The 16,637-nt window shown below is 60.9% G+C and carries 14 protein-coding genes; 9 read left to right on the top strand and 5 right to left on the bottom strand.

Annotated elements, in window-relative coordinates:
- Window positions 1–394: 394 nt before the first annotated feature.
- From Q0248_RS04315 to Q0248_RS04345, 7 genes are all read left to right on the top strand, one after another.
- Complete coding sequence (locus Q0248_RS04315; RefSeq protein ID WP_299320123.1) at window positions 395–646, top strand: GlsB/YeaQ/YmgE family stress response membrane protein; 252 nt, start codon at window positions 395–397, stop codon at window positions 644–646.
- 451 nt (window positions 647–1,097) lie between these two features.
- Window positions 1,098–2,834 carry a lysine--tRNA ligase gene (gene lysS / locus Q0248_RS04320; protein ID WP_299320315.1) on the top strand — a complete coding sequence of 579 codons (1,737 nt, stop codon included), beginning with the start codon at window positions 1,098–1,100 and terminating at the stop codon, window positions 2,832–2,834.
- A gap of 11 nt (window positions 2,835–2,845) precedes the next feature.
- On the top strand, window positions 2,846–3,874 hold the full coding sequence (locus Q0248_RS04325) for an NAD(P)H-dependent glycerol-3-phosphate dehydrogenase (protein WP_299320125.1): 1,029 nt from the start codon (window positions 2,846–2,848) through the stop codon (window positions 3,872–3,874).
- Between the two features lie 56 nt (window positions 3,875–3,930).
- The gene (locus tag Q0248_RS04330) at window positions 3,931–4,719 is read left to right on the top strand and encodes a polysaccharide deacetylase family protein (RefSeq protein WP_299320127.1); all 789 of its coding nucleotides are present in this window, start codon (window positions 3,931–3,933) and stop codon (window positions 4,717–4,719) included.
- An 18-nt stretch (window positions 4,720–4,737) separates the two neighbouring features.
- Complete coding sequence (locus Q0248_RS04335) at window positions 4,738–5,484, top strand: SIMPL domain-containing protein (RefSeq protein ID WP_299320129.1); 747 nt, start codon at window positions 4,738–4,740, stop codon at window positions 5,482–5,484.
- Window positions 5,484–6,464 carry a glycosyltransferase family 2 protein gene (locus Q0248_RS04340; RefSeq protein WP_299320130.1) on the top strand — a complete coding sequence of 327 codons (981 nt, stop codon included), beginning with the start codon at window positions 5,484–5,486 and terminating at the stop codon, window positions 6,462–6,464. Before Q0248_RS04335 ends, Q0248_RS04340 begins: the two co-directional genes overlap by 1 nt.
- Window positions 6,442–7,656 carry a glycosyltransferase family 87 protein gene (locus Q0248_RS04345; RefSeq protein WP_299320132.1) on the top strand — a complete coding sequence of 405 codons (1,215 nt, stop codon included), beginning with the start codon at window positions 6,442–6,444 and terminating at the stop codon, window positions 7,654–7,656. The genes Q0248_RS04340 and Q0248_RS04345 overlap by 23 nt, the downstream gene beginning before the upstream one ends.
- 151 nt (window positions 7,657–7,807) lie before the next feature.
- On the opposite strand, the gene Q0248_RS04350 is transcribed toward Q0248_RS04345, so the two are convergent.
- Both Q0248_RS04350 and Q0248_RS04355 read right to left on the bottom strand, forming a co-directional pair.
- Complete coding sequence (locus Q0248_RS04350) at window positions 7,808–8,521, bottom strand: porin family protein (RefSeq protein WP_299320134.1); 714 nt, start codon at window positions 8,519–8,521, stop codon at window positions 7,808–7,810.
- Between the two features lie 17 nt (window positions 8,522–8,538).
- Window positions 8,539–9,123, bottom strand: coding sequence for a sigma-70 family RNA polymerase sigma factor (locus Q0248_RS04355; RefSeq protein ID WP_299320136.1), 585 nt, complete (start codon window positions 9,121–9,123; stop codon window positions 8,539–8,541).
- 707 nt (window positions 9,124–9,830) lie between these two features.
- Here Q0248_RS04355 and Q0248_RS04360 point away from each other — a divergent pair.
- Together Q0248_RS04360 and lptB are read left to right on the top strand one after the other, a co-directional pair.
- Window positions 9,831–10,664: an SDR family oxidoreductase gene (locus tag Q0248_RS04360; RefSeq protein WP_299320139.1), complete on the top strand. Its 834-nt coding sequence runs from the start codon at window positions 9,831–9,833 to the stop codon at window positions 10,662–10,664.
- Window positions 10,665–10,742: 78 nt separating this feature from the next.
- Entirely contained in the window at window positions 10,743–11,489 is a 747-nt protein-coding gene (lptB, locus tag Q0248_RS04365) for an LPS export ABC transporter ATP-binding protein (RefSeq protein WP_211789272.1), read from the top strand.
- 207 nt (window positions 11,490–11,696) lie between these two features.
- Here lptB and Q0248_RS04370 read toward each other — a convergent pair whose 3' ends face one another.
- From Q0248_RS04370 to Q0248_RS04380, 3 genes are read right to left on the bottom strand one after another with little or no spacing between them, the layout of a single operon-like run.
- Window positions 11,697–14,378: a transglutaminase domain-containing protein gene (locus Q0248_RS04370; RefSeq protein ID WP_299320141.1), complete on the bottom strand. Its 2,682-nt coding sequence runs from the start codon at window positions 14,376–14,378 to the stop codon at window positions 11,697–11,699.
- Between the two features lie 22 nt (window positions 14,379–14,400).
- On the bottom strand, window positions 14,401–15,150 hold the full coding sequence (locus tag Q0248_RS04375) for a copper homeostasis protein CutC (protein ID WP_299320144.1): 750 nt from the start codon (window positions 15,148–15,150) through the stop codon (window positions 14,401–14,403).
- A complete protein-coding gene (locus tag Q0248_RS04380; RefSeq protein WP_299320146.1) occupies window positions 15,150–16,481 on the bottom strand; it encodes an alpha-L-fucosidase in 1,332 nt (443 codons plus the stop codon). Before Q0248_RS04380 ends, Q0248_RS04375 begins: the two co-directional genes overlap by 1 nt.
- Window positions 16,482–16,637 lie beyond the last annotated feature (156 nt).

Raw genomic sequence — 16,637 nt, forward strand, 5'->3', positions numbered from 1 at the left:
TCCCGAAAAGTAATATAATATTGCTCAAGAAGTAATATAAGATTGCTCGCCCAACCTTATCCTAGAGCTCGGGGAGCCTCCCGCACGGCGGTACTGAGGGCCTGCCCGTAGCTCGAGAGGGGGCAAGGTGCAGCGTGCCACCCGTGCCAAGGAGACTGGCTGGCCGCGTGGCTAGGCTTCGTCCACTACTTTGCTTGACCACCCTATAGGGAAAGTGTCCCTACTTACCCCAGCCTCTTGAGGGCTCTGTCCTGTTAGTGAGGGTGTGCCATCTTGCAGCCTTAGTGTATGCCTATAGCAGCTTGGGCTGCGTGTTTCAGTTCAGATATATACCCATACTTGTAGTGTGAACGAATAAGGCTTACCTTTGCTCCATAACTTAATACTAATGATTATGGGTATTATCGCATCACTTATCGTCGGCGCCATCGCAGGATGGCTGGGAGGCAAGATTTACAAGGGTAGTGGACTAGGCCTTATCGGGAATATCGTCGTTGGTATCCTTGGCGGTGGCGTGGGGTCTTGGCTCCTGGATCGCCTATTCCATACCTCGCTCGGGGAGGGCTGGCTTGGCTCCATCCTGACGGGCGCTATTGGTGCTATCGTCATTCTCTTCGTGCTGAATCTAGTGTTTGGAAAGAAGTAGTAGGGAAGGGAGACTCGGTAGTTAGCTGTCTGCGGACTTATCCTTTATTTCCCCGCTTATAAACAGGAAGCCCCGAGGCCGATAAGGCCTCGGGGCTTTCCATTGTATACTTGCCGAGGACTAGGCTCAGCAGGCAGTGCAGTGGTTGGGCTCTCTAGCCGTGCTCCCCAGGGGGATCGAGATCGTCCGATTACTGTGCTTCGTAGAGCCTAGAACGTAGGGAGCTGGCGCTGTGACACTCGCTGATTGAGCTGTGCCCTTTGATGAGGCAAGGCGCTCGCATCCCTTGAGGAACGAAGGGAGACGAAGTGAGGCTAAGCCCGCCCGCTTAGCTGGGTGCCCTCCTACCCGCCAGCCCCCTTCGCTCCAGTCCTTTTCCCGCAGGCCTCAGGATAAATGCGTATCTTTGCCTTTGTTAATAGGACAAAGGAATTAAAACCATATAATGAACATCAATATCTTAGAGCTGAGCGAGCAGGAGATCTTCCGCCGTCGTAGTCTGGAGGAGCTTCGCGCCCTTGGCATCAACCCTTATCCCGCAGAGGAGTACGAAGTGACAGGACATGCCCGAGAGATCCTCGATAGCTTCGAGGACGAGGCGCCCCGCCGCCAGGTGCGTGTGGCAGGGCGCGTCATGGGGCGTCGTATCATGGGGAAGGCCTCCTTCCTCGAGCTGCAGGATGCTACGGGACGCATACAGATCTATATCACGCGCGACGAGCTCTGCCCTGGAGAGGACAAGGCGCTCTACAATAGCGTGGTGAAGAAGCTGATGGATATTGGTGACTTCATCGGGGTGGAGGGCGAAGTCTTCCGCACCCAGATGGGGGAGATCTCCGTCCACGCCCACAGCCTGACCTTCCTGGCGAAGGCACTGCGCCCACTGCCCGTGGTCAAGGAGAAGGACGGCCAGACCTTCGATAGCTTCACGGACCCTGAGCTGCGCTTCCGCCAGCGCTACGTTGACCTCGTCGTCAATAGCGGGGTGAAGGACATCTTCCTCAAGCGTACGAAGACCTTCACGGCGATGCGTCAGTTCTTCAATGATCGCGGCTACATCGAGGTAGACACGCCCGTGCTGCAGCCTATCCCTGGCGGAGCAGCGGCACGCCCCTTCATCACGCATCACAATGCGCTGGACATCCCCCTCTACCTGCGTATCGCCAACGAGCTCTACCTCAAGCGCCTCATCGTCGGTGGCTTCGAGGGCGTCTACGAGTTCAGCCGCAACTTCCGCAACGAGGGGATGGACCGCACGCACAACCCCGAGTTCACCGCCATGGAGATCTATGTCTCCTATAAGGACTACAACTGGATGATGGACTTCACCGAGCAGATGCTGGAGTACATCTGCATGCAGGTGCTCGGCACGACGAAGGTGAAGGTAGGGGAGCGCGAGATCGACTTCAAGGCTCCCTACAAGCGTATCTCCATGCTCGACGCGATCAAGGAGCATACGGGCATAGATATCAGTGCCATGGATGAGACTGAGCTGCGCACGACCTGCCAGAAGCTCGGCATCGAGGTGGACGAGACGATGGGCGTAGGCAAGATGATTGACGAGATCTTCGGCGAGAAGTGCGAGGGCAGCTACATCCAGCCTACCTTCATCACTGACTACCCCAAGGAGATGTCCCCGCTGACCAAGGAGCATCGCTCCAATCCCCGCCTCACCGAGCGCTTCGAGCTTATGGTCAATGGCAAGGAGCTAGCCAATGCCTACTCCGAGCTCAATGACCCGATCGACCAGCGCGAGCGCTTCGAGGAACAGCTCCGTCTCTCGGAGAAGGGCGATGACGAGGCTATGTTCATCGACAATGACTTCCTGCGCGCCCTGGAGTACGGTATGCCTCCCACCAGCGGTATGGGTATAGGTATGGACCGCCTGGTGATGCTGCTGACGGGTCAGGAGAGCATCCAGGAGGTGCTTCTCTTCCCCCAGATGCGCCCCGAGAAGGTGGCTCCTCGAGACAAGAAGGAGGTCTTCGCTGCCGCAGGTATCCCCGAGGAGTGGGTGCCCGTACTGCATAAGGCAGGCTACCTCACCCTCGAGGCCGTGCAGAGCGAGGAGAAGCCCGGGCGTCTCCTGCAGCAGCTCATGGATATCAAGAAGAAGTATCAGCTCGACTTAGCGCCGCTGACGCTCGAGACCGTCACCGCATGGACCGAGGGTGGAGCTAAGGCTTAGATCATAGGCTTATGGCTATAGCAGATCCAGTGCCCAGCTTACCTGGGCGTGTAGGCATACTCGGCGGAGGGAGCTGGGCTACGGCTCTAGCGAAGATCGTCCTGACGAAGCAGCCCCAGATCAACTGGCTGCTGCGTAGCACGACGCATGTCAAGGAGTTCACGCGCCTCGGGCATAACCCGGGCTACTTGACCTCCGTAGCCTTCGACACCTCACGGATTACCTTCTTCACCGACTCGGACGTCAATGACTTCTTCCGTGCCTGTGATACGGTGATCCTCGCGACTCCCTCTCCCTACATCCGCTACTACCTCAAGCGGGTACGCAACTCGGTCATCCGCCCCAAGCTGGTCATCAACGCCATCAAGGGCATGGTCCCCGAGGAGAACATCCTCATCTCGGACTACCTGCAGGAGTACAAGGAGCTGAAGCCTGGGCAGATCGCTGTCATCGCTGGCCCCTGCCACGCTGAGGAGATCGCCAAGGATAGGATGTCCTACCTCACGGTGGGCTGCTTCGACCTCGGCAAGGCTAAGATGCTGAGCGAGGAGCTCTTCAGTAACGACTACGTCCACTGCGCCGTCAGCCGCGACGTCGTCGGCATCGAGTACGCCGCAGTGCTCAAGAACATCTACGCCATCGCCTCGGGGATCTGCCATGGGATGAACCTCGGGGACAACTTCCAGTCCGTCCTCATCTCCAACGCGATCGCTGAGATGAGCCACTTCGTCAATACGGTGCACCTCCTCTCGCGTGACGTCACCGAGTCCGTCTACCTTGGTGATCTCCTCGTGACGGCCTACTCGAGCTACAGCCGTAATCGTACCTTCGGCAACATGATCGGTAAGGGCTACAGCGTGCGCGCCGCTCAGATGGAGATGAACATGGTGGCCGAGGGCTACTACGGCGCCAAGTGTGTCCACGAGATCAACCAGCGCTACCAGGTCACGATGCCCATCTGTAAGGCCGTCTACGACATCCTCTACGGCGGTGCTCCGGTCGAGCTGACGATCCGCCAGCTCAGCACCCTCTTCAAGTAGTCGGGGTGCTGTAGCACTCCCCTTACCCCTTTCTCTTCTGATCCTTCCCCTTAGTGATGACTAAGCCGCAGCGTATCCTCCTCAGCTTCGACGTCGAGGAGTTCGACGTGCCTCGTGAGCATGGTGTAGACCTCCCGATGGAGGAGCAGGTGCGTATCTCCACGGTCGGGACGCACGCTCTGCTGGACGTGCTGAAGCGTCACGGCGTACGTGCGACGATCTTCTGTACGGCCAACTTCGCCCTCCGTGCCCCCGAAGTCCTACAGCGCATCCTAGACGAGGAGCACGAGCTGGCCTCCCACGGCTACTACCACTGGACCTTCGAGCCCAGCGACCTGAAGAAGTCCAAGGACGCCCTTGAGCAGCTCTCGGGACGCCCTGTCCGCGGCTATCGCCAGGCCCGCATGATGCCTGTGCCCGAGGCGGAGATAGCACGTGCGGGCTACAGCTACAATAGCTCGCTGCACCCGACCTTCATCCCAGGGCGCTACATGCACCTCACCGCTCCGCGCACCTACTTCATGCAGGAGGGCGTGATGCAGATCCCCGCCTCGGTGACGCCGCTCCTGCGCTTCCCGCTCTTCTGGCTCTCCTGCCACAACCTCCCCTTCGGCCTCTACCGCTGGCTCTGTCGCCGCACGCTGCGGCACGACGGCTACCTCGTCGTGTACTTCCATCCATGGGAATTCTACCAGCTGGACGAGCACCCCGAGCTAAGGCTCCCCCGCATCATACGCAACCAGTCGGGGCGCGGGATGATCGATCGCCTCGACCGCTGGATAGGGAGCTTCCTGGCTGAGGGCGCGAGATTCGTGACCTTCTCTGAGTTCGTCGACACACTATAATCCTTACACTATCATCCTATGCAGATCAATCGTAACCTCATTGCCGCTAGCGCCATCGCCGCTGTGGCACTCGTCCTCTCGGTCTTCCTTCTGGCGGGGGGCATGAAGGGCTTCCGTAGCCGCAGCGCTAAGACCATCGCTGTGACGGGTAAGGCTGAGCGTACCTTCACCTCGGACCTGATTGTCTGGACGGCAACCATCAACAGCGAGTCGCTTACCCTCTCGACGGCTTACTCCGAGCTCAAGGAGAGGCAGAAGGCCGTCGCCGACTACCTCAAGTCCAAGCAGATCCCTGCTGATGCCATCACCTACAGCAGTGTGGACATCACCAAGCAGCATGATAGCTTCTATGACTCTGAGGGTAGCCGCGTGGTCTCGACCTTCCGTGGCTACCTGCTGAAGCAGACTGTCACCATCTCCTCCAAAGACATCCACTCTATCGAGGCCGTGTCGCGACAGATCTCTGAGCTCATCAACCAAGGGATAGAGATCGAGTCTGGTGCTCCTCGCTACTACTACACAAAGCTCAACGAGCTGAAGATCCAGATGCTCAAGGAGGCGGCTGAGGACGCACGTAACCGCGCTAAGGTCGTGGCCGAGGGTAGCGACAGTCAGCTTGGGAGCCTAGAGCGCTCCTCTATGGGCGTCTTCCAGATCGTCGGTGAGAATAGCGACGAGGACTTCAGCTGGGGCGGCTCCTTCAATACCAGCTCGAAGGTCAAGACCGCTAGCATCACCGTCAGCTCTACCTTCGCGATCAAGTAGTGAATAGACCCATCGTACCCAAGCTCGTGATCGTCTCCCCGTGCTACAACGAGGAGGCGATCCTTGCTTATTCAGCCGAGCGCCTCACGAGCCTCCTGCGGCAGCTCGTCCAGCAGGCTAAGATAGCCTCCGAGAGCTATATCCTCTACGTCAATGATGGCAGCCGAGACCGCACCTGGGAGCTCATCGAGGAGCTGCACCAGCGCTATGAGGAGGTGAACGGACTTTGCCTGGCGGGCAACGTAGGCCACCAGTCCGCGATCATGGCGGGGATGCTCGAGGCCGTGGAGGAGGCGGATGCCGTCATCACGATCGATGCCGATCTGCAGGATGACCTCGCGGCTATCGAGACGATGATCGACCGCTATCGGGAGGGCTACGACGTCGTCTACGGGGTGAAGAAGACCCGTGAGGCTGATCCCTGGCTGAAGCGTACGACCGCGCTGGCCTTCTATCGCCTGCAGAGTGCGATGGGGATACGAGCGGTGTACAACCATGCCGACTTCCGCCTGCTGAGCCAGGCCGCCCTCCGTGCCCTAGCGGCCTATCCCGAGCGCAACCTCTATCTGCGCGGACTCATCGCGCAGCTGGGCTTCCCCGCCACGGAGGTCGATGACCACATCAGCGCCCGCGTGGCAGGTAGCTCCAAGTACACGGTGCGCAAGATGCTGATCCTTGCCATGGATGGCATCACCTCCTTCACGACGCGCCCCATCAGCTGGATCATCGCTATGGGCTTCCTGAGCCTCCTCATCAGCGTAGCTATGGCAGTGTACGTGCTAGTCTCCTATGTCGAGCACCGCTCCGTGCCGGGCTGGGCCTCACTCATGCTCTCGCTGTGGTTCATCGGGAGTATGCTCCTCTTCTCCCTCGGGGTCGTGGGGCAGTACATCGGCAAGATCTATATGGAGGTGAAGGCACGCCCTCGCTATCACATCGCCAAGCAGCTCAAGCATCATGACCGACCTACAGAGCACTAAGCCTAGCGCACTGCAGCGCCTTCAGCGACTGCTGGCCCAGCCCTTCCTCCGCAGCCCACGCACCCTCCTCGGGCTGTGGACGCTGCTCGCACTCGTGGCTGGGCTGACGAAGATGTCCCCTGCGCGGCACAACAACTTCCTCATCTTCCGAGGCGTCTTCGACCACCTCACGCAGCAGCTTTCGCTCTATGCCGAGTACCCCGAGGAGTACTTCGACCACAATCACTACGGTCCCTTCTTCTCGCTCGTCATCGCTCCCTTTGCCGTCGTGCCCGATGTGCTGGGGCTGCTGCTCTGGCTCGTCGTGCTCTCGCTAGGCCTCTACTGCGCGGTGCGCTACCTGCCGCTGGCGGAGGGCAAGCAGGCCTTCGTCTACTGGTTCTGCGCCCATGAGCTGCTCACGGCGCTGCAGATGCAGCAGTTCAACATCGCCATCGCCGCCATCCTCGTGGGCTCCTTCGCAGCCATCGAGCGCAGGCAGGAGTGGCTCGCAGCACTGCTCATCGTGGTGGGCACCTTTGTCAAGCTCTACGGGATCGTAGGGCTGGCGCTCTTCTTCTTTGTGCAGCGCAAGCCGCGCTTCATCCTTTGGCTCGCCCTGTGGTCGGTGGTCTGCCTCGTCAGCCCCATGCTCCTCAGTTCGCCCGACTACGTGCTGGGGCAGTATCAGGAGTGGGCGGAGCGCCTAGCGGTCAAGAATGGGGAGAACCTCTTCTCCCTGATGCAGAACGTCTCCCTGCTGGGCATGGTGCGCAAGGTGACGGGCATCGCCAGCTATTCTGACCTCTGGCTGATCCTGCCTGGGCTTGTCGTCTTCGGCCTGCCCTACCTACGTATCGGGCAGTATCGACACCTCGCCTTCCGCTACGGCATCCTCTCCTCGGCGCTCCTCTTCCTCGTGCTCTTCAGTACGGGGAGCGAGTCGAGTACCTACATCATCCCCTTCGTGGGGATTGTGCTGTGGTATACCACCGCCCCCTGGCGGCGCGGGCGCTGGGAGCAGCTGCTGATGCTGCTGGTCTTTGTCTTCAGCAGTCTCTCGCCCTCGGATCTCTTCCCGCGCGCGCTGCGCACCGAGCTGATCCAGCCCTACGCCCTCAAGGCGCTCTTCCCGACTATTGTCTGGCTCCAGCTCAGCTGGGAGCTCTGTACGCGCGACTATAGTGCAGCCCCCGAGGGGAGGGAGGTCTAAGGCCCCGCTCCCTTAGCTCCTCGCGGCTAGCACTTCGTCACTCCTCGGAGCCTCTTCGACTCTAGTCTCACTATACGATCAAAGGCAGCGCCCAGCTCAGTCCCTCATGGGGCTAAGCTGGGCGCTGCCTTTGCTGTTTGCTCCTGCTTGCTTACTCGATGCTGAGGCTGAAGAGGAGCATTCGTGCCCGTGCGTGCGCTATAGCCTCGGTGTAGTAGCGGCGGCGGTCTCCCTCCTGCTCGGGGCGGTCGCGCAGGAGCGCATCTCCTAGGCCATAGTGTAGGCTAAGCTGGGGCGAGAGCTTGAAGCGGCTGAAGTAGAGGTCACAGCCTAGCCCCGAGCTCCAGCCGTAGCTCAGCGGGCGAAGGCGCAGAAGGTCACTCTGCCGTCCCCCGAGCTCGATGTCCGTGTAGAGCCCCGTGAGGAGGAAGGGGCGGATATTCCCGCGCCGTAGCCCCCACTTCAGCTCGAGCGGGAGCTGGAGCGAGGAGCTCCGAGGATCGGTACGTAGCAGCTCGCTGAGGCCATCGGTGTAGCTGACGGAGACACTCCCTAGGTGTAGTGTCGGCACGAGGCGAAGCTCCAGCCCAGGTGTGAGCGTCAATCCGCCGATGACCCCGATGCTGAAGCCTGGCTGATAGTCGGGACTCTGCGGAATGAGTACCCGGCCCTCGTGATCACTCAGCCCCGAGGGGCGCAGCTGTAGATCCCTGCTGTGTAGCCCTATCCTCAGCCCGAGATAATACCTGCGTAGGTCGAGGTAGGGCTGATGCTGGACGTGGCGCGTGAGCTCCTGCGCCGAGAGGGCGCCAGCCCCGAGGAGGGGCAGTGCTGCGAGGCAGCCGAGGAGTAGGGAGCGGAGCACGGGGTAGGGGAGCGGGCTTAGGCCTGGATATGACGGCGCAGATGTGCTAGTGCATAGCGCATGCGCCCCAGGGCGGTGTTGATACTGACGTTGGTCTTCTCGGCGATTTCCTTGAAGCTCAGTTCCTCCCAGTAGCGCAGGCGGATGACCTCGCGCTGCTCGGGGGAGAGCTTCGCCAGTCCTCTGGAGAGCTCGCTGATATGCTCATGGCGGATCAGCTGCTCCTCCGCCGACAGCTCGTCTGCGGGTAGCTGTAGCGTGAAGAGCGCTTCGTCGGCACTCTGCGTGTCCTCGATCATCTGCTCCTGTCCGCGCGTCTTGAGGCGACGGTAGTGGTCGATGATGAGGTTATGGGCTATGCGGGAGATCCAGCTCTTGAACTTCCCCTCAGCCGAATAGCGCCCCTGACGGATGGTCGTCATGACCTTGATGAAGGTATCCTGGAAGATATCTTCGGCTAGGTCCTCGTCCTGCACCGAGTAGCGGATGTAGGTGTGGACGTAGGAGTCGTATCGGTGGAGTAGTTCGTTGAACGCCTCGTTGCATCCTGTAGCGTAGAGCTGTACCAGCTGGTCGTCGCTCTGACTTGCATATCTTCTCATTGTCGTCTGGGTATTTGTCCCAGCCCTCTTGCACCGCGGGGCGCATTAGAACCGGGTGAGTCCGACTTACTTATTTGCTTTAGATATGTACAGTTGCTTCTATAGGCAGTTCCTTCTTGTTACTGGGGTAAGACTTATATTGTGTAGTTGTGACCCTACACTGAGCACAAATTAAAGCATATATTTCGACTTTTCAAAATCTAAGGCCGCCTTTGCTCCTTCTTGCTTGGGTTTGCTGCTCTCCCTTTACGACTATACTCTTGCATTCAGCCCCTTGTATCGCTCGCCTTGGACGTGTGCGCGTGGCGTGTATAGTGGGGGAGCTTTGTCTCCCTTATGTCCGCCCCTCCTGACTGATATCCCTCAGCGTGCTGACTGATAGGAATCAGAGGCGTGACTGATACCCTTCAAGGAGCTGAGGGATATCCCTCAGAAGGCGTCACTGATAGCTCGGGGCTGGCCTCCTGCGGGAGGCGGCGCTTCTTGGCGCTTGCTCCTAAGGGTTTCGGCGCGTTATTCGCTTGGCACTTGGCCTTGGACCTCCGTGCTGTAGCGAGGCGCAGGAAGGTGGATTCTTCCTTATAAAAACCTATGCTCAGGGCTAAGGGCAGACGGCCTCGGCAGCCTTGTCCTAGCGGGCTTGCACATTTTTTGTATCTTTGTGCTATAGTCATTACGATCATTCAATAACAAAATACAAGCTACTTATGAGCTACAATCTGCTAGCAGGTAAGAAGGGGATCATCTTCGGTGCCCTCAACGAACAGTCCATTGCATGGCGCGTCGCAGAGCGTGCCGTAGAGGAGGGTGCTGAGATCATCCTGACCAATACCGCTGTAGCCGTCCGTATGGGACAGCTCAACGAACTGGGTGAGAAGCTCGGCGCTAAGGTCGTCCCCGCAGACGCTACCAAGGAGGAAGAACTCGAGGTCGTCTTCCAGGAGGCGATCAAGTCCTTCGGTAAGGTAGACTTCGTCCTGCACTCCATCGGCATGAGCCCCAACGTACGTAAGGGCCGCTCCTACGATGACCTCGACTACAAGATGCTCCAGACGACCCTCGACATCTCGGCCGTCTCCTTCCACAAGATGCTCCAGGTGGCGAAGAAGCTGGACGCTATCGCCGAGGGTGGCTCGGTGGTCGCACTGACCTACGTAGCGGCACAGCGTACCTTCGTAGGCTATGGCGATATGGCCGATGCCAAGAGCCTGCTCGAGTCCATCGCTCGTAGCTTCGGCTACATCTATGGTCGTGAGAAGGGCGTGCGTATCAACACCGTCTCTCAGTCGCCTACGGTCACGACCGCAGGTAGTGGGGTCAAGGGCATGAGCGACCTGCTGGACTTCGCTCAGGACCTCTCGCCCCTGGGCAATGCCGACGCCAACGACTGCGCTGACTACTGCATCACGCTCTTCAGCGACCTGACGCGCAAGGTCACGATGCAGAACCTCTTCAACGACGGGGGCTTCAGCTCCATGGGGATGAGCCTCGATGCCATTGAGGTCTTCGCTGAGGGTCGTGCCGCTCGTCAGGCTAAGTAAATAGGCTACACGCTTAGCGCCTCCGCCGGTCTCACGCGTAGACTGACGGAGGCGCTTTGCCTTATCCATGCTCGCTATATGATACTACGTACAGAGAACCTCGTCAAGCGCTACCGCACACGTACCGTGGTCAATCACGTGTCCATCCAAGTAGGGCAAGGGGAGATCGTCGGGCTCCTTGGTCCCAATGGGGCGGGCAAGACGACGACCTTCTACATGACCGTGGGACTCGTCGTGCCCAACGAGGGGCGCATCTTCCTCGACGATGAGGACATCACGAAGTATCCCGTCTATCAGCGTGCCCGCGCAGGCATCGGCTACCTAGCGCAGGAGGCCTCCGTCTACCGCCGTATGTCGGTGGAGGACAATATCCTCTCGGTACTGGAGTTCACCGACCGCACGAAGGCCGAGCAGCAGGCGCGTCTGGAGGAGCTCATCGCGGAGTTTCGCCTAGAGAAGGTACGCACCAACCAAGGTAATCGCCTCTCTGGGGGCGAGCGCCGCCGTGCCGAGATCGCGCGCTGCCTGGCCATTGACCCTAAGTTCATCATGCTGGACGAGCCTTTCGCTGGGGTAGACCCCATCGCGGTGCAGGACATCCAGAGCATCGTGGCGCAGCTCAAGCATAAGAACATCGGCATCCTCATCACCGACCACAACGTCTACGAGACGCTGAGTATCACCGATAGGGCTTACCTCCTCTTCGAGGGTAAGGTGCTCTACGAGGGCACGGCCGAGCAGCTCGCGGAGAACGAAGTCGTCCGCGAGAAGTACCTCGGTAAGGACTTCCAGCTCCGCCGTCGTACCTTCGACGTCAAGCCCTAGCGCGTGCGCCCCATCTAAGGAGACTTCCTCCCCGAGCTTGTCCTAACGGCATCGAGCCCTAGGTGCTGGCGCCTCCCGAGCTCTCCTAAGGGCATAAGAAAAGTGGCTAATCTTTCTGCGGAAAGATTAGCCACTTTTTGTCAAAAGATTAGCCACTTTTTGCCGAAGGCTAAGCGAGCGCGTGCTGCAAGCCTTCGACGGGGGTGCTTAGTCCTTGGTGCAGCCGCCGCGCTCGCAGGCAGAGCTGGCCTGGGTCAGGCGCGTGAGCGTCTCCCTCAGCTGGCGTCCGAGGCCGATCGTATAGCCCTGCGAGACGAAGACCACGCGGTCGAAGGTGTCGGCCACGACGATGATGGGGTAGAGCCCTGCGCGTAGCTTGAAGCGCTCGGTCAGCTGCTTGGCCAGTCCCTCAGTGTCGAGGCCGAAGAAGGTCTGCTGCGGCAGCCCAGCGCGATCCTCGGGGCGGTAGCCTGCCGCTGCGGTGCTGTCGGGGAAGAGGAGTGCGATGGGACGGCCGAGCTGCTCCAGTGCGGGAGCCTCGGCGATGAGATCGCGGAGGGCGTGCTTGGTCGGCTCGCTGCCCGCATCCATGAGGCAGAGCACGTAGTAGCCGCGCCCCGTGCTGCTCAGCAGGCTACGCTCTTCGGCGGCGGGGCTTAGCTTCTTATCCTCGCCAAGGCTAAGGGGACGGTAGCGGCTCTCGGAGCTGAAGTTGCCCAGCACAGCGATGGCGGTGCTGTCGCGGCGCATCACGAGGCTGTCGCTATGCTCCTGCCCGGCCTTGATGTCGAGGCTACGCAGCTGTGCCAGTACGCTGCCGTCCGCTAGGCGTGAACCCGAGACGAGGAGGTACTGCCCCGCGTCGAGCTTGGTGCCGCGCTCAAAGGTAGGACGCCACGCGCTGCCTTGCTCCAGACCGTTGGCATCCTCGTCGTAGCTCAGTAGGTGCAGACGCCCCGATCGGTCGAAGCGGCTCAAGGTGAAGTGGTAGTAGTACTTCGGGTTGTCTAGGATGCCGTTGTCCTGGTAGGCCAGGCGAAGCGTCCCCTGCGGGCTGACGGAGCTAGGGGCGGCTACCTCCTCGAGGGCGAAGTCCTGCCACTGCCCCCCGTGGTAATACTGCGCCTTACCTGTGACGGGCTCGAGGCGCGCCGCCCAGCCGCAGCTACGCAGGAGCGAGAGGCAGAGCAGCGTCCGCGAGTGGCTGTCGGCGCGGCGACTACGCCATACCTGCAGCGGCTCGGTAGGGTAGCCGAGCGGGTTGAAGTCCTTGTCCAGGCTGATCTCCTTGCGGCACCAAGCGACGATCGCCTCGGGGCTGCGGTCGAACTGCTGCCTCAGCTCGCTCGGGAGTGCCTGCCGTAGCGCCGCCTTGTAGGGCGTCAGTGCCTCGTGGGCAAAGCGTGGGTTGTAGACGTAGCGCATGCAGAGGGCGCTGTCGGCCGCGATGCTGGGCTGGGACTGGCTATGCTGGAGGTGGTCACGCAGCACGGCGAGAGGCACGTCGCGGAGGTCCTTGGCCGAGAGCACAGCAAGCAGGGCGTGGGCCTTAGCCTTGTCTGATGACTCCTCGACGAACTGGCGCAGAACGCCTGCATTGGCTCGGGCGTCGAGACCGAAGACCTGCTCGGCATGTAGGCTGTCCAGGTAGTGGGTACGTAGACTGTCCTCCCAGGCGAAGCGCTGGGTATTGCGCTGGCGTGCCTCGGCGCTGACCTCGGGATAGCGTGCTGCCTCGCTCGGAGGCGTCAGCTTGAGGTCGAGCTGCAGCCGCTCGCCTGCCTGACGATCCAGCACCAGGCGCACGGACTTATCCTGACCGAAGCGCACCTGCTTCAGCCCATAGACGTAGCTGCTGCCCTTAGGCTGGCTGGCGTAGGCGATGAGGTCGCCCTGCCCCGAGGTGAAGCGCGTGCGTCCCTGGGCGTCACAGCGCTGGCGCGCCACGGTGTAGAGCTCACCGTAGTTGTACAGCTTGAACTCCACCTCGGCGTGCGGCACGGGTCGGCCCTTCGTATCCCGTACCTCTACGAGGCAGGTCGCCGCATGGGCATAGCCCTCGATGACATTGATCTCGGTGTAGGTCGGCGTGCGGCTGATGACGGGCTCGGGCCCATCGTAGCGCCCGAAGGCCTTGGTATGGACGAGCATCGCGCGGGACACGGGGGCATTGAACCACGCCAGATCCAGCACCGGCTCAGGCTCACAAGCACCGAGGAAGTGCCAGCGGCCATCGACCCAGGCCTCTACCCAGGCATGGTTGTCATCCGTATGCGCCCAGCGTGGCGTATAGACCTGGCGGGCAGGGATGCCTATGGTGCGCAGGGCAGCCACCAAGAGTGTCGACTCCTCCCCACAGCGTCCCGTCGCCGAGGCAAGGGTACAGAGCGGCGAAGAGGTACGCGCGTCGCTGGGGTTGTAGGTCACGTGCTCGTGGCACCAGTGGTTGACCTCAAGGATGGCCTCACGTAGGCTAAGCCCGCGCACACGATCCCGCAGCTCGGCGTAGCGAGCAGTGCGGAAGTCGTCGAGCGCCTCATTATTGACGCGCAGGGGCAGGACGAAGTGCCGCCACTCGCGCTCGGGGATCGCCTTGCCCCAGGGCAGCTCTTGGCGTGCCCGCAAGGTCGTGCGGACGTTGGCCAGATAGTAGTCCCCGCTGCGGTTCAGCAGGTCACTGGAGGGCATATAGGCGTAGAGGAACTCTAGAGCCGAGCGCTCGGCGGGCTGGAGCTGCTGCTGGAAGATATCGAAGAAGCCGCCTCGAGGGAAGCTGCGCTGCTTGAAGGTGAAGTCCTGCTGCAGCTGCGTCGTGCGCGCCTTCGGCGTCTGGGCACCGGCAGCTAGCGGCAGGCTGAGGAGCCCGAGGCTAAGGAGAAGAGCTTTCATAGTGTAGGGGTGAGGGATGATCTTAGGGAAGCTGCTCGAGTGCGAGGCGGGCAGCGCGTATTTTGCTCGGGTCGGTGAGGAGCTGGGCATATTCGTCTACGCTGTCCCCGCCGCCCATGCTGACCCGAGGGTTGCGGTAGCGCATGGCGCTGGCTACGGGGCTGCGCGCCGAGAGGTGTAGCTCGTGGGCGCCTGTCTCGAGGGCCACCTGCTGGATGTTCTCGGGCGTGATGCCGCCGCCGGGCATGACATGGATGCGCCCTGCGGAGCGCTCCACGAGCTGACGCAGCAGCGGCGCACCCTCGAGGGCTGTGAGGGCTGCCCCCGAGCTGAGGACGCGCTGGCAGCCGAGGGCGATGATGTCCTCGAGCGCCTCGAGCGGGTCACGGCACATATCGATGGCACGGTGGAAGGTCACGGGACGTCCCTCGGTAGCTCGGATGAGGCGCTCCATCAGCGGGCAGTCAACATCCCCCTCGGGCGTCAAGGCGCCGAGGACGAAGCCATCCACGCCGAGGGCTAGATACTGGCGGATGTCCTCCAGCATCAGTTCCTCCTCCAGTGGGCTGTAGAGGAAGTCGCCCGAGCGTGGGCGTACCAGCACGTGGAGCTTGATGTCGATGAGGCGACGTGCCAGCTTGACCTCACCATAGGAGGGGCTGAGTCCGCCTTCGCTCAGGGCAGCGCAGAGCTCGACACGCTGGGCGCCGCCCTCCTGGGCGCGTAGGGCGCTGAGGGCGCTGCCAGCGCAGTTCTCGATCAGGTACTTCATCAGCGTAGCTCTACCTGGACGATGTAGTCGACGGCGTTGGCTGCGGAGGGGGCCTGGTCGAAGCTCAGGGTCAACCCATCCTTGGACTGCTGGTAGCGTATGGGGCGCTGCGTGTCGTAGCTGATGACGCGCTTGACAGGCGTGGTGAGGGGGAGCGAGAGCAGGCGGCTACTCCAGTCGAGGATGTGCAGGTAGAGGGTCTTGCCTCGCTGCGTCGTCACGCCCCATTCCTGTGGGGGGAGTAGTCCAGCGCGCACGCCGCGGACGGTCGCTCCGTAGCGCTGCATCCAGGCGCCGATCTTACTCAGGCGGTCGAGGGCAAGCGCAGGTAGGGCGCCCGAGGGCTCGGGGCCGATGTTCAGCAGGAGGTTGGCGTCACGGCCCGCAGTGGATACGAGCAGGCGGATGAGCGTCGTGTCGCTCTTGTAGTTCTGGTCGGCGATCTTGTAGCCCCACATCCCGTTCATCGTCTGGCAGGTCTCCAGTGGGAGCTTGCTGATGGCTTGGCCTGAGAGTCCTGCGGTATTAGCGCCGGGGACATCGCGCTCGAACATCTGGAAGTCCTCCCCTGCGTGCGGCGTGCCGTGGTGGTTGTTTCCGATGAGGCAGCTTGGCTTGAGCTGATGGATGAGGCTGTATAGAGCGGGGAAGCCCCAGTCGAAGCTGGGGTTCTGGTCATGGTCCCATTCTCCGTCCAGCCAGATCGCGTCGGCATCGTAGTCACGGACGAGCTCGGTGAGCTGTGCCTTCATGAAGGCATCGTAGCTCGACCACTGGCCGTGCTTGGTGCGGCCAGTGCCTCGTCCCGTGCGGCCGAGGGGGTAGTAGTCCTCACGGCTCCAGTCGAGTAGGGAGTAGTAGATATGGAAGCCAAGTCCATGGCGGCGGCAGGCATCGTGCAGCTCGCGTAGTACATCACGGCGGAAGGGTGTGGCGCGCACCATATTATAGTCGCTCTGCTTCGTGTCCCAGAGGGAGAAGCTGTCGTGATGGCGTGAGGTGATGGTCAGGTAGCCTGCGCCCGAGGCCTTGATCGCCTTTACCCAAGCGTCGGCGTCGAAGCGGCTGGGATAGAAGCCCGCAGCGGCCTTGGCGTACTCGGCATGGTTGATATTCGCAACGGTCATGTACCACTCGCCCTGAGCGAAGGTGCTGTAGAGCCCCCAGTGGAGGAAGATGCCGAAGCCGTGGTCACGGAAGGCTTTGCGTGCCTCTAGATTACTTTGGCTAGGCTGATAGTTGCTTTGGGCATGGCCGAGGAAAGAGACGCCGAGTGCTGCTGCCAGGAGTAGGCTGCGTGCCTTGCGGCCTCGAGGTGTAGACTTACTCATGATGTACTAAGATGTTTGATGGTATTCAAAGGTACTTAATCTTGGTGAGAGCTCGGCTAAGTTCCAGTACCGACGTGTCAGCAGAGTAAGTGCTAGATGCCTAGCTTGTCATTGGGCTCTCACTTATGATTGTATAGAGTGGGGCTCACTAAATTC

The organism is uncultured Porphyromonas sp. (assembly GCF_938046015.1).
Classification (GTDB): Bacteria; Bacteroidota; Bacteroidia; order Bacteroidales; family Porphyromonadaceae; genus Porphyromonas.